Annotated in this window: 12 protein-coding genes; all 12 read left to right on the plus strand. The window is 49.1% G+C overall.

Annotation, left to right across the window (positions count from 1 at the left end; translation table 11 throughout):
* Window positions 1-68: 68 nt before the first annotated feature.
* The 12 genes from J0X21_RS15035 to J0X21_RS15090 all read left to right on the plus strand — a co-directional run bounded on the left by J0X21_RS15035 (window position 69) and on the right by J0X21_RS15090 (window position 13918).
* On the plus strand, window positions 69-1424 hold the full coding sequence (locus J0X21_RS15035; RefSeq protein WP_206813032.1) for an MmgE/PrpD family protein: 1356 nt from the start codon (window positions 69-71) through the stop codon (window positions 1422-1424).
* 111 nt (window positions 1425-1535) lie between these two features.
* Window positions 1536-2129: a succinate dehydrogenase gene (locus J0X21_RS15040; RefSeq protein WP_206813033.1), complete on the plus strand. Its 594-nt coding sequence runs from the start codon at window positions 1536-1538 to the stop codon at window positions 2127-2129.
* A 138-nt stretch (window positions 2130-2267) separates the two neighbouring features.
* The gene (gene sdhA, locus J0X21_RS15045) at window positions 2268-3986 is read left to right on the plus strand and encodes a succinate dehydrogenase flavoprotein subunit (RefSeq protein WP_209011456.1); all 1719 of its coding nucleotides are present in this window, start codon (window positions 2268-2270) and stop codon (window positions 3984-3986) included.
* Window positions 3979-4725, plus strand: coding sequence for a succinate dehydrogenase iron-sulfur subunit (gene sdhB, locus J0X21_RS15050; protein WP_206813035.1), 747 nt, complete (start codon window positions 3979-3981; stop codon window positions 4723-4725). Before sdhA ends, sdhB begins: the two co-directional genes overlap by 8 nt.
* Before the next feature lie 13 nt (window positions 4726-4738).
* The gene (locus J0X21_RS15055; RefSeq protein WP_206813036.1) at window positions 4739-5584 is read left to right on the plus strand and encodes an HpcH/HpaI aldolase/citrate lyase family protein; all 846 of its coding nucleotides are present in this window, start codon (window positions 4739-4741) and stop codon (window positions 5582-5584) included.
* A 27-nt stretch (window positions 5585-5611) separates the two neighbouring features.
* Window positions 5612-6838 carry a succinate--CoA ligase subunit beta gene (locus J0X21_RS15060; protein ID WP_206813037.1) on the plus strand — a complete coding sequence of 409 codons (1227 nt, stop codon included), beginning with the start codon at window positions 5612-5614 and terminating at the stop codon, window positions 6836-6838.
* A 2-nt stretch (window positions 6839-6840) separates the two neighbouring features.
* Complete coding sequence (locus tag J0X21_RS15065; RefSeq protein WP_206813038.1) at window positions 6841-7737, plus strand: succinate--CoA ligase subunit alpha; 897 nt, start codon at window positions 6841-6843, stop codon at window positions 7735-7737.
* Between the two features lie 425 nt (window positions 7738-8162).
* Window positions 8163-9704: an SLC13 family permease gene (locus J0X21_RS15070; protein ID WP_206813039.1), complete on the plus strand. Its 1542-nt coding sequence runs from the start codon at window positions 8163-8165 to the stop codon at window positions 9702-9704.
* 171 nt (window positions 9705-9875) lie between these two features.
* Window positions 9876-11150 (plus strand): ArsB/NhaD family transporter, encoded by a 1275-nt coding sequence (locus tag J0X21_RS15075; protein ID WP_206813040.1) that lies wholly within the window; start codon window positions 9876-9878, stop codon window positions 11148-11150.
* Between the two features lie 148 nt (window positions 11151-11298).
* Window positions 11299-12591 (plus strand): LCP family protein, encoded by a 1293-nt coding sequence (locus J0X21_RS15080; RefSeq protein ID WP_206813041.1) that lies wholly within the window; start codon window positions 11299-11301, stop codon window positions 12589-12591.
* 3 nt (window positions 12592-12594) lie between these two features.
* The gene (locus J0X21_RS15085; RefSeq protein ID WP_206813042.1) at window positions 12595-13512 is read left to right on the plus strand and encodes a magnesium transporter CorA family protein; all 918 of its coding nucleotides are present in this window, start codon (window positions 12595-12597) and stop codon (window positions 13510-13512) included.
* A gap of 64 nt (window positions 13513-13576) precedes the next feature.
* Entirely contained in the window at window positions 13577-13918 is a 342-nt protein-coding gene (locus J0X21_RS15090) for a hypothetical protein (RefSeq protein ID WP_206813043.1), read from the plus strand.
* Window positions 13919-14005: the final 87 nt, after the last annotated feature.

The raw sequence follows: 14005 nt of genomic DNA on the forward strand, positions 1-14005 counted from the left end.
CCTAAAATGAAGTTGGCACGCAAATTGCAAATTCAAAATAGTGTGACCTATTGAGGGGAGGAATGAGTGTGACGATCTCACAAGAGTTAGCCCGCTTTGCAGTCAATGCCCGCTATGATGATTTCCCGCCGGAAGTGATCCAGGCCGCCAAGGACGCATTCCTTGACTGGATAGGCTCGGCGGCGGCGGGGGCGGAAAAGGTGCCGGGGCAGATCATGCTTCAGGTTGTTGAGGAATTGGGAGGAAATCCCGAAGCCACGGTATTAAGCACGGGCAAAAAAACCTCGAGCATTTTAGCGGCGCTGGTTAATGGCGCGATCTCTCACATCGTGGAGCTTGATGATGTCCATAAAGCTTCGATTATCCACGCAGGGGCTGCGATTATTCCGGCAGCGCTGGCTGCGGCTGAGAAGGCCGGGGCCACGGGCAAGGGCTTAATTGAGGGAATCGTGGTCGGGTATGAGGTAGCGATCCGCATCGGGGAAGCCGTGACCCCGGCGCATTACTATTACTGGCATACCACCGGTACCGTCGGTACTTATGGAGCGGCGGCAGCTGCGGGTAAAATCCTGAGCCTGAATGAGGAACAAATGACTGATGCCTTGGGGAGTGCCGGGACTCAGGCTGCGGGCTTGTGGGAGTTTCTGGCTGATGGGGCTATGAGCAAGCACCTGCATCCGGGAAAATCGTGCCTTAACGGTCTGCTGTCCGCGCTATTGGCGCAGAAAGGATTCACGGCCGCGAAGAAGATCCTTGAGGGGGAAAAAGGGTTTATCCGGGCCACGGCTGCGGAATATGACTTGGATAAAATCACCTCGGGCCTCGGCCGGGGGTATAAGATCGTTGAGAACTGTTATAAAATCCATGCATCCTGCCGTCATACCCACCATGCGATTGATGTTGTCCTGGACATAGTAAAACAACATCACCTCAAGCCGGAACAAATTGCTAAGATTGTGGTTAAGACCTACCCGATTGCCATTGACATCACAGGTAATTTTGCCCCGGATTCCCTATATGCAGCAAAATTCAGTCTGCCTTTCTGTGTCTCCCTCGCTGCAACCGCCAGAAAAGCTGGTTTATATGAGTTTAGTCCGGAGAATCTGAATAACCCTGTGATCCAATCCCTTCTTTCGAAGGTAGAACTGGTGGAGGATGCTGAGATTACGGCTCTTTACCCGGAGAAATGGCCTGCAGTAGTCGAAATAACAGATACAGCAGGAACTACCTTTGCAGGGAGAACGGATTATCCTCAGGGAGATCCGGAAAATCCTGTCACCCACGAACAATTGGTGGATAAATTCAGGGGGTTGGCTCAGTTTAAGTTCTCCCTATCAGGTGTAGAAAACATCATAAATGCTGTGAATGAGCTGGAGAAAGTGACGAATCTATCCGAAATGCTTCAAAAAGCATTCGCGATTTAAGATACCAAATAAGCAGTCAAAAGTCGAAATTAGTAAAGTGAGTTTACAAATAGTACTTAAAATAGAACCTAAATTTTAACGCGAATATAAGCAAGAGAGGAGGTTTTAGCAGTGACAAATTCGTTTTTATGGCGCAAACTGCACTCGTTATCCGGTATTTTCCCGATTGGAATTTTTCTGTTGGAGCATATGTTCATCAATTCTTTAGCGGTTAAAGGAGAAAAGGCCTTTAACCAAGGGGTTGCACTACTTCACAGCATCCCTTACCTCTGGGCCTTGGAAGTTATCATCATTTTTGCTCCTATCCTGTTTCACGCATTCTATGGGATTTGGGTTGTATATCTGACGCGCAACAATGTCCTGGCGTATTCCTATTTTCGGAACTGGCTTTTTTATGTTCAGCGGGTCACCGCCATTATCACCCTCATTTTTGTGGGTTGGCATGTCCTGATCTTGCGTTTTTCATCCGGTGAAATCAGTTTTAACGTGGTCGCGCAGGCTTTGAGCAACCCTGCAGTGATCGTTCTCTATTTGATCGGTCTGGTTGCCACGTTTGTGCATTTTGCCAACGGACTTTGGTCTTTCCTGATCAGCTGGGGAATTACGATTGGGGAAGGGGCCCAGAGAAAAGCGGCTTATTTATCCACCTTAGTTTTCGTCGTTTTAACCGTTGTCGGAGTTAATGCACTCCTCGCTTTCAAGTAAATCGAATGTGCGCGTTCTTATGAAACAGGTAAAAGATCAATAGGAAAATTTCAGAAAGTAAATTTCCGAATAACAAGAAAAGGAGGGGGAGTTGTGACAACCAAAGTGATTGTGGTCGGGGGCGGTTTGGCCGGGCTCATGAGTGCGATTAAGATTGCGGAAAGCGGCCATAAGGTCGACTTGTTTTCCCTGGTTCCCTGCAAGCGTTCACACTCCGTATGCGCCCAGGGCGGAATTAATGCTGCGGTTAATACCAAGGGCGAGGGAGATTCCACTTGGGAGCATTTTGATGACACGATTTACGGCGGGGATTTTCTGGCAAACCAACCCCCGGTTAAAAATATGATCGAAGCGGCCCCTAGCATTATTTATTTAATGGATCGCATGGGGGTAACCTTTAACCGCACCACGGAAGGTTTCATTGATGTGCGTCGTCTGGGCGGGGCTAAGTATTCCCGTACGGTTTTTGCGGGGGCTACAACCGGACAGCAGCTCATTTACGCCTTGGATGAACAGGTGCGCCGTTATGAAGATGCGGGTCTGGTCAGGCGTTACGAGGAATGGGAATTCCTGTCCATTGTGCAGGATGACGAGGGACGCTGCCGCGGGATTGTAGTGCAAGACCTTAAGAATTTAGAAGTGCAAGTGTTTCCTGCAGATGCAGTGATCATGGCCACCGGCGGCTTAGGCATGATTTTCGGGCGCAGCACCAACTCCACCATTAATACCGGATCGGCGGCAGCCGGCTTATATCAACAGGGAGCAATTTACGCCAATGGAGAATTCATTCAAGTCCACCCTTCCGCCATTCCGGGCCGGGACAAACTGCGCCTGATGTCTGAGTCGATCAGGGGAGAAGGGGGCCGGGTCTGGGTTTACAAAGACGGCAAACCCTGGTATTTCCTCGAAGAATGGTATCCGGCCTACGGAAATATGGTGCCGCGGGACATTGCCACCCGGGCCATTTTCAAAGTATGTGTGGATATGAAGCTGGGAGTGGACGGGGAAAACAAGGTCTATCTGGATATCTCCCATCTCGATCCGAAAGAGATTAACCGCAAGCTGGCGGGTGTCGTGGATATTTATGAGAAGTTCGTCGGGGATGACCCGCGCAAAGTGCCGATGCAGACCTTCCCGGCCGTGCATTATTCCATGGGCGGGCTCTGGGTCGACTATGACCAGATGACCAATATTCCGGGGCTCTTTGCCGCCGGGGAGTGTGAATACCAATACCACGGGGCCAACCGGCTGGGCGGCAATTCCTTAGTAGCCGCGATTTATGCGGGAATGGTTGCCGGGCCCAAAGCGATTGCCTATGCTGAAGGCTTAAGTAAACGTTCCGAAGATTTGCCCCCAAGTCTTTTCGAAGCGGCGAAGACCAGGGAAGAAAAACAAAATGCGGCTATCTTCAAGATGGAGGGAAAAGAGAATCCCTATAAGCTGCACCAGGAATTAGGAGAATGGATGCTTGAGAATGTCACAGTCGTCCGCTACAATGACCGCCTGAAAGCCACGGATGAGAAGATCCAGGAACTGATCGAGCGCTATCACAATATCGGGGTTGGCAACGGCGCCCCCTGGGGCAACCAGATCGTGCCCTTTACGCGCAGGCTTTGGCCGATGCTCCATTTAGCCAGGGTCATTACGCTCGGAGCCTTGCACCGCAACGAAAGCCGGGGTGCCCACTATAAGCCGGATTTCCCGGAACGGGATGATGAAAACTGGCTTAAAACCACCAAAGCGGGATTTACCCCTGACGGCCCCAGCTTCAGTTATGAACCGGTGGACACAGCTTATATCAAACCACGCCAGCGTCGTTACGATGTCGCAAAAGAGGTGACGATGGCCAATGTCTAAAAAGATAACGTTTATCATTAAACGCTGTGACAATCCGCAGGCAGTCGCTTATTGGGAAGAATTCAAGGTGCCGTATTTCCCTAAAATGAATGTGGTTGCGGCCCTAATGGAGATCCAGAAGAATCCGGTCAATGCCAAAGGAGAAGCAACCACTCCGGTGGCTTGGGAATGCAACTGTCTGGAAGAAGTGTGCGGGGCCTGCACCATGATTATCAACGGCACCGCCCGCCAGGCCTGCTCAGCTCTGGTGGATAATCTGGCCCAGCCTATCCGCCTGGCTCCCCTGACCAAATTCCCCCTCGTGAGAGACTTGGTCGTGGACCGGCAAGTCATGTTCTCTAACTTGCGCAAGGTTAAGGCTTGGATCGATATTGACGGCACCTATGACATGGGTCCGGGTCCGAAAATTTCCCAAAACGTGCAGGAAGCGGCTTATGAATTATCCAAGTGCATGACCTGTGGCTGCTGCATGGAAGCCTGCCCGAATGTTAACTCCAAGAGCAAATTCATCGGACCGGCAGCCATCGCTCAAGTGGATCTTGTGAATTCCCACCCGACCGGCGCCTTTCGGAAAGAGGCCCGCCTGGAAGCCTTAATGGGCGAAGGGGGCATCGCCGACTGCGGCAATGCCCAAAACTGCGCCAAAGCCTGTCCCAAGGAGATACCCCTAACTCGCTCAATCGCCAAACTCAACCGGGAAACATCCGCCTACGCTCTTAAAAAATTGTTTGGAAAATAGAAAGGATGATTGCATGCGCGGCCGAACATTTCTCTTTGCCCCGTCCAGTGATGTAAAGAAGGCTGAAAAAGCGCTGGCCTCAACAGCGGATATCGTTGTACTGGATTTGGAAGATGCGGTGGCCCCGTCTGAAAAAGATCAGGCCCGGACCAATATTGCCACCCTGCTAAAGGGTGAAAGAATCAAACCTGTGTTGGTGCGCATCAACGCCGTTACTTCCCCTTGGGCCCTAAAAGATTTGCTGGCCGTGCTTCCGCTCAATCCGGATGGAGTCATGCTGCCGAAAGCGGAAATTGCAACCGATGTCAAGAAAGTGTGCTGGACCATCTCGCAGCTGCTCGGTGCCGACAATGAGACCGGGATTTATCCTCTCATCGAAACTGCTGCCGGAGTGGAACAGGCTTTGGAAATTGCCCGGGCCAGCAGAAGGGTAAGACGCTTGGTCTTTGGCGCCCTGGATTATTCCCTTGATCTGGGACTCAATTACACCGGAGATCCTTCAACTTTGGCCTATGCCAGAGCCCGCCTGGTGGGGGCATCTGCTGCCGCCCGTTTGGAAGGGCCGGTGGATACCGTGTATCCGGCGCTCAAAGATGAAGAAGGCTTGCGCCAAGATACCCTGGCTGGCAAGCTCTTAGGCTTTAAGGGCAAGCTCATCATCCACCCGGCCCAAATCGGGATTGTGAACGAGATGTTTACTCCGCCTGCTGAAGAAATCGAAGAGGCCCGCCAAATTGTTGAGGTGTACCGCCAGGCCCAAGCCGAAGGCAAAGGAGCGGTGCAGTGGAAAGGAAAAATGCTGGACGAACCGGTGCTCAAGCGTGCCGAACAAGTCTTAGCCCAGTACGGGCAAGCATAACTAGCATGGTAGAGGAGGGAGAACCCCATGGGTAAAATCCTGGAGAATTTTAGCAAACAACTCATTGCGGAATATGGCGTAGCCGTACCGAAAAGTGCGGTAGCCCATACCCCTGAGGAAGCCCGGGAGAAGGGTGAAAAGCTTGGTTTCCCGGTGGTGTTAAAGGCGCTTGTTCCTGTCGGTAAAAGAGGAAAAGCCGGAGCTATTAAATTCGCGCAAAGCGGGGAAGAAGCGGAAAGCCTGGCGCGTGAGCTTTTAAGCGTGACGGTAAGGCATTTCCCGGTGGAAAAAGTGTTGGTGGAGGAGAAAATAGCTATTGCCCAGGAATGGTACCTGTCCATTACCGTGGACAAGGGCAAACAAGCCCCGGTCATCATCGCCAGCCTGGAGGGCGGCGTGGATGTAGAGGAATTAAGCCGGGAGAAACCGGAAAAAGTCTGCACCAGACATGTTGACCCTCTTTTTGGGCTGGCTGAATATGAAGCTAAGGAAATTTGGGCAGGACTGGGCCTTAGCGGCAAACCTCTAACCTTGGCGACCCAGGCTTTAGTTAGGCTATATCGGGTTTTCAGTGAAAAAGATGCGACCTTGTTAGAGATTAACCCGCTCGTGCTGACTGAAAGCGGGGAAGTCATGGCCGCAGCCTCAGTGATGAGTGTGGATGACAGTGCCATGTACCGCCATCCTGAGCTGAGCAATATGGTGCAGTTAGGAAGTGAAAGGGCCTGGCGTCCGCTCACTGAATTAGAAAAAGCCATGGTTGAGGTCAATGAAGCCGACCCTTACCGGGGGACAGCCCGGTATACGGAAATGGATGACGGGAATATCGGCTTTCTCTGCGGCGGCGGGGGCGGCAGCCTGCTCTCCTTCGATGCGATTATCTCCTTTGGGGGTAAGCCTGCCAATTACAGTGAAGTTGGGGGCAACCCGCCCGAACGCAAGGTTTACGGCATTACCAAGGGTATTCTCTCGAAGCCGGGGGTTAAAGGGCTGTTTGTCGCGCATAATATCACGAACAATACCCAAGTGGACATTATGGCCAAAGGGGTGGTGCAGGCCTTGAAAGACCTGGGTAAAGACCCGGCAACCTTTCCGGTGGTAGTGCGGGAAGCAGGGGTAAACGATGAAGCAGCCCGGGAAATCTTTACAGCCGCAGGGATTGAGTATTATGGGGATGATGCCACGATTACTGAAGCAGCCAAGCGGATTGTAGAAAGAGTACAGGCTTCTGAGGCTGGCGAGGGGAGGAACTAAGGATGTCCATCTTATTAGACAAACATTCACGCATTGCGATTCAGGGAATCACCGGCCGTGAAGCAGCCATGGTTACGAAGCACAGCTTGGACTACGGGACCATGATTTTAGCAGGAGTCACACCGGGCAAGGAAGGGCAGGATGTTCACGGAGTGCCGGTGTATGATACTTTGAAAAAAGCCGTACAGGTACACGAAATCAATACCTCGGTTGTCTACGTTCCCCCGGCCTTTGTCTATGATGCGGTGCTGGAAAGCATTGCCTGCGGGGTTAAACTGATTCTTATTGCCACAGAAAACGTGCCCCAGGCTGACGCTCTTAAGTTTCTGGCCCGGGCCAAACAGGCCGGAGTTCAGGTCATCGGCCCCAATTCGGTGGGGATGATCACGCCGAAAGACCGGGTGAAAGTCGGGGCCATCGGGGGAGACAAGGTCGAGCGCTGTTTTGTGCCGGGAAAAGTGGGGGTAATCTCCCGCAGCGGCGGCATGACCGCCGAAACATCCTGGATGGTGAAGCGGGCAGGATATGGAGTCAGCACCTCGGTAAGCATCGGCGGGGACGCTCTTATTGGGACAAGTATCAGCGACTTGTTAAAGCTCTATCAGGCAGACCCGGAAACCGAGGCTGTGGTCACCTTCTCCGAGCCCGGGACCAGTTTCGAAGAAGATGCGGCTGAACTGATTCAGGCCGGAGAGTTTAGCAAACCTTTATTTAGCTTTGTGGCGGGCCGCTTTACGGAAAGCATGCCGGAGGGAACAGTATTCGGGCATGCGGGGGCCATGATTGCGGGCGGTTCAGGCAAGCCTTCGCAAAAGATGGCTAAACTAAAGGCGGCGGGAGCCCACGTGCTCGAGCGTTTTGATGACCTGATTCCACTACTTAAAGAAGTACTGAACTAAACGTTATTAGATACTGTACCAAAGCGGGATTCAACCCCGCTTTTTTTGTACCATCAGAAAGCATAAATCTCTGGTGGCACAAGCCAAGTTTTCTTTACATATCTGAATGTATTAATGTTTTGTAATTTTATCTGAAAAATTATAAATAATTTCTATAAACTAGAATATATTCATTAAATTTTTAATTATAACGTAATCTCGATGCAGCTAGAGTACATTAACTCTCGACCGCTTTATCTAAATATTTATATATTATTTACAAATGGCATAAATTTTGCAATAATGAATAATGCCAAACTTGATGCATTCATAAAATGCAAATAATCATGTAAAAGGAGGTATGGATTTTAATCGTGGCAAAGTAGAAAATGTATCCACAAATTGGAAAAAGAGAAGTTGGAAAAGAGGAAAGAGGAGAGAGGAAAATGGCAACTAAAGTTGACGTGGCCCCGGGAGCACACCCCGGACAGACGATTTCTGCCGGGGAAGAGAAGTTTGAACGCATCCGTAAGACAGTGGGATTTTTTCTGGCTCCTGCCTTATTCTTGTTATTTTATTATATGCCCATCGCGGGATTGTCTCCTGCTGCCCATAATCTAGCCGCCATCTTTGTCTTTACTGTTACTTTATGGATAACGGAAGCGGTTCCGATTCCGATAGCAGCCATCCTTGGCCCTATCTTAACTGTCATTTTCGGAGTGACTACAGCCAAAGAGGCTTTTGCTGCCTTTGCTGATCCTACGATTATGTTGTTTCTCGGCGGGTTTATCCTGGCTGAAGCGATGGCGGTGCAAGGTCTCGACCGCCGCTTTGCACTGGGAATTTTATCTTTAAGCGCGGTAAAAGGAAATGCCTATCGAATTCTTTTTGCATTCGGCGCCATTATCACCTTCTTGTCAATGTGGCTTTCAAATACAGCCACCGCTGCCATGATGTACCCGATCGGCCTCGGAGTTTTGGGGGCAATCGCCAACGTCAAAGCGGAGGATGCGGGCAAGAGCAAATTCGGCACCGGCATGATGCTAATGGTAGCTTACACGGCCAGCATCGGCGGCATCGGCACCCCGATTGGCTCTCCCCCGAATCTGATTGGCCTGGCAAGCATGGAAAAGATCCTTAAAGTAAAGATTCCGTTTGTCCAATGGATGGAAGTCACAGTACCTATCATGATCATCATGTTTATTTTCCTCTACTTTTATATTTCCAGGACTTCCCCGCCGCCGGCTAAAGATGCATCAGGCAGCAATGACTATATCTCAGAACAGAAAAAAGCCATGGGCTCTTGGACCCGAGGGCAAATCAACGCCTTGCTGGCTTTTTTGGTAGCCGTTGCGCTTTGGGTTTACCCTGGGATTCTCGCCATTATTGAGGGTACCAAAGGCCCGAATTATGTGCATTTTGCCAGCACTTTTCCGGAATCGGTGGTTGCCTTATTGGCCGCTTCCTTGCTGTTCGTGCTTCCGACCAACTGGAAAAAACGGGAGTTTACCATCACAGCCAAGCAGGCTCTGAATATTGACTGGGGAACGCTTTTACTCTTCGGCGGAGGGATTGCGCTGGGGGATCTCATGTTCAAAACCGGCTTGGCCAAAGCCGTAGGCAATGGCTTAGTCAGCCTGACCGGGGCAGACAGCCTTATCAGTATTACTGCACTTGCGATTTTCATTTCGGTATTACTGACTGAAACGACTTCCAATACAGCGGCGGCCACCATGGTCGTACCCATTGTCATCGCGATTGCAACCCAGGCCCAAGTAAGCCCGATTCCACCGGCACTCGGGGCAACTTTGGCCGCCAGCATGGCCTTTATGCTGCCTGTGTCCACGCCGCCCAATGCCATTGTCTACGGTTCAGGCCTAGTGCCGGTTACAAAAATGATAAAAACCGGATTTTGGTTGGACTTTTTCGCTTATTTCATAATCCTGATCGGAGTCTTAACCCTGCCTAAATTAGTCGGGTTGATGTAAAAAGTTTCGTGGTACTTCACAAAAGGACACGAATGATGTAATATAATGGGAGACAAGATTAGGGGTGGTAGAACCACCCTTTCATTGTGTGCGCAAATGAATCGCACTCTCCGAAGAACGGTGAAGGGGGCCGTATCTTTTGGAGCCATTACATTGGAGGAGTGATTTTCTGTGCAGGCCACTATTGCTCTCGCTATTTTCATCCTCACTTATGTCTTGATCATTTCAGAGAAAGTTCACCGTGCGATCGCAGCCTTGCTTGGCGGCATGATCCTCATTTTAGCCGGGGTTCTTGACCAAGAAAAGGCAATTGAGCACATCGATTGGAACACACTAGGACTTCTTATCGGCATGATGATCGTGGTAGGAATCACCCGGCGCACCGGGGTCTTCCAATACTTAGCCTTAAAAGCTGTCCGTATCGCCAAAGGGGAACCGATCCGGATCCTGATTGCTTTAGCGACGGTGACGGCGATCTTATCCGCCTTTCTGGACAATGTAACGACCGTATTATTGATTGTACCCATTACTTTTACCATTGCCGACAGCCTTGGCCTCAATCCAATTCCTTTTTTATTGAGTCAAGTCTTAGCCAGTAATATCGGAGGTACGGCGACCCTAATCGGCGATCCACCCAACATTATGATTGGAAGCCAGACACATCTGGGCTTTCTTGATTTTATTACGAACTTGACTCCGGTGATCATCGTCATTCATATCGTAACTATGCTGATTTTCTATTTTCTCTACCGTCATAAGCTTCAGGTTTCGGATGAGGTAAAACGCAAAGTAACCAATGTCAACCCGCGCGACGAGATTAAAGATTATGGACTTCTTAAAAAAAGTCTGGTTGTTTTAGCCTTGATTATTACCGGATTTGTCCTGCACCAGTCCTTGCATCTTGAATCCGCCACCATTGCCTTGTCCGGAGCGGCACTCCTGATGTTTATCGCACGGGAAGAACCAGAAGATATCTTATTGGCCGTGGAGTGGCCTTCGATCTTTTTCTTCCTAGGTTTATTTATCGTCGTCGGTGGGCTGGTGGAGACTGGGCTGATCAATAAGCTGGCTCAGTGGGCTTTGAATGTCACCGCCGGAAATTTTGTATTTACCGGAATGCTCATTCTCTGGCTTTCAGCCATTGCCTCAGCCTTTGTGGATAACATTCCCTTTGTGGCAACCATGATTCCTTTGATTCACCAGATGGGGAACTTGGGAGGGCTTACCCCCCAGGCTTTGGAACCTTTATGGTGGGCACTTTCTCTTGGAGCCTGCCTAGGCGGAAACGGCACCATTATCGGTGCCTCGGCTAATGTCATTGTCGCCGGCCTGGCTGAGAAAAACGGGTACGCCATAAGCTTTGTTAAATTTATGAAGCTGGCATTCCCAATGATGATCGTTTCAGTAGCCATATCTATGATTTATTTGCTGATCTTTTATTTTTAGAGAAAGAATTTGCGCATATCTACTTGCCGGCCGTAGTTTCACGGCCGGTTTTATTCTTACAAAAATTAAGATACCAAAGCATAATTATCTCTTTCTTGTCGATGCTATAACTTAGTTGGACAAGAAAAAAGAGTGAGGGCGCTTTGGTATGAAAAGGAAAAGAGAGGGTATTCCCGTTTGGTCAAAAATGCGAAAACGAGCTATAATCTTAAGTTTGATTGCACTGGGATTGCTCATAGCATTAAGTTATTTCCTAAATTTGACGTCCCTTTTAGATTTCCGGTCACCGTTGCCCGAACCGTTGGTCCAAAATTCAGAGACCGGGGAAATTAAAGATGAACCGGAAGCCGAACCGGAGCTCCCGGTCCCTGGCTCGGTGAGCCCTTTGACAGTGCTTCTGGTGGGTGTAGATATCAGGCCGGGAGAACCTTCTATTAGCAATACCGATACGCTTGTGGTGGCTCAGGTTAATCCCCAGAAGGGCCAAATCGGACTCTTGTCAATACCGAGGGATACTCAAGTAGAGCTGCCGAAGTACGGAACGGGAAAAATTAATATGGCAGCCAGGGGTGGTTCAGGTCTGGCAAGCACGAAGAAGATGGTGGAAAATTTATTGGGCCTGAAGCTGGATGGCTATTTATTGACCGATTTCGCAGGATTCAAGAAAACGATTGACACCCTGGGGGGGGTTACCCTTACGGTTGAGAAAGACATGTACTATATCACCGGGGATGCGGAAGACGGAATCATTAATCTTAAACAAGGAACGCAGCGTCTAAATGGAGACCAAGCCTTACAATATGCCCGTTTTCGTCATGATGCTTTGGCAGATATCTCACGTACTGTCCGCCAGCAGGCTGTCTTAAAGGCGGCCGCTCAGGAACTGCTTCAGTTAAAGACCTTGCCCAAATTACCGGTGCTTATTCCTCAAATAGTCAGCTCAATCAAGACGGATTTGGATTTCAAGGAAATGCTCACTCTGGCCAATGTGATGGTGCGTCTTAATAAGGCAACTGTTATTTCTCAGACCTTGCCGGGAAATTTTGTAACAGAGGAAGGAATAAGTTATTGGAAGGTTAATACGCAGGAAACAAAAGAAGTGGCCCGTAATTTTTTTGAATCCGGGAAAACGGTGAATATTTTTTCGCATAAAGTAGAAAGTCAAATCGCTCAGGGGATTAATAGCGAAAAGGCGGAAGTTGTTCTAACTGATAATATAGCATTAAAGGAGAAAGAACCCCAGAAGGCGAATATTAAGCAGGAAAAGATTAGACCCGAGAAGACTGAATTAGAGAAGGCCCGCTCAGAAGAGACTGGATTTGAAAAGGCAGAGTTGGGCAACAAAAAGCTTGATTCCGAGAATTTGAAACTTCAGCAGGTTGAAGACGGCATTATCGTTGAAGTGGAGGTTCTGGCCCCCTCTCAAGCCGGGAAGGGATAATTGATGGAAGAGTTTCTGATACATACTAATGGATTAAAAAAAATGGGCGCTCACCTGCAAGAAGGCTGCGCCCAAGATTGTTTCCGCTTGGTCGTGGCGGAAGCTCCGGAATTAAAGACGCACTCATCCCGAATATTCGGTTCGGAAATAAAATTTAGTAAGGAATGGGAGAGTAAGGAGGGGCGCAGCCCGCTTTTTGAACATATCGGGCCTAATCTTCATTTTGTTTTATTTAACGATCTTAATAACAAAGGCCAAGAACATAAGATGCGTTTTTTTATCACCAAAGACGCGTTTGTGCTTATGGGTTGGGGTGAAATTAAGCCTGAACTGCTTGCTGCTTGGGCCGAACGCGGCTTGCTAAATGAGCCTCTTGATTTAGCGCTGAACCTTGGTTATTTCGTATTAGGGCATCATCAGGCTTGGCTTGAACAATTAGAGCAAGGGATGGATCATGTGGAAGTGGAGATCTTAAAAGGCGCGCGCAGGTGGCAGCAAGAAAGAATTATTCATTTGCACCGCAAGGTTCTCCGGCTTAAAAAATCTCTGAATTCTCATCTCTCCGTTTTCAGCAGGCTGTCCGAATTTCAGAAGTCGGCGGGGCCGGCGCTGTGGAAGGATCTTGTGGCTGATACCCAGAGAGAATTAGATGATGTCCGCCAAATGCATGACTTGGTTGAAAACTTACGGGAAGCCTATCAAGCGGCAGTTGACAACCGTTCGAATGATATTATGAAGCTTTTAACCCTTATGGCCACGATTCTATTGCCGATCAATCTGCTCACCAGTTTTTTCGGGATGAATTTCGAAAACATGCCCTTGATTCATAAAGCTTATGGCCTCCCTGTTTTCTATACTCTTAGCTTAGTAATCGCGGCTTTAGCTTTTTGGTACTTCTGGAAACAGAAATGGCTGAAGTAAGCCTTGCGGTCGAATTAAAACCGGGGTATAATATCTCCGATTGTTTGAATTTACAGGAGGGCATATGGATACGCTGTTTGAGAAATTAAAGGAATACTTACATATGGACCAAGAGTTGCCGTTTGAAGAATTCTCGGAATACTACCGCCGGCTGATTGATGAACTCAACACCAATTTTCAGAGTCTGGAACAGGATGCTTTGATTAAAGCGCGTTATATCTGTTCCATTGTGCAAGCCAATGCTGATGCCCGTTCCAAACAGGATAAGAATAAGGCCAAGGCCTTCAAAAAAATGGCTGCGAAATCTGCTTTCTGGTCGGATGCCATTAATTTTAACCTTTTGAAAAGGGGCTTAACTCAAGAGCAAATTGACCAAGCGACTGAAGAAATTAACGAGGCCATGTAATCATACTAAAAAATGGTAAAGCGCTTCTGCATCAAGCGGGGGCGCTTTCGTCGTTGATGCGTTTGGGTGAGCTGCTGTTTCATGATA

This window comes from Paradesulfitobacterium ferrireducens (genome assembly GCF_017310645.1).
Taxonomy (GTDB): Bacteria; Bacillota; Desulfitobacteriia; order Desulfitobacteriales; family Desulfitobacteriaceae; genus Paradesulfitobacterium; species Paradesulfitobacterium ferrireducens.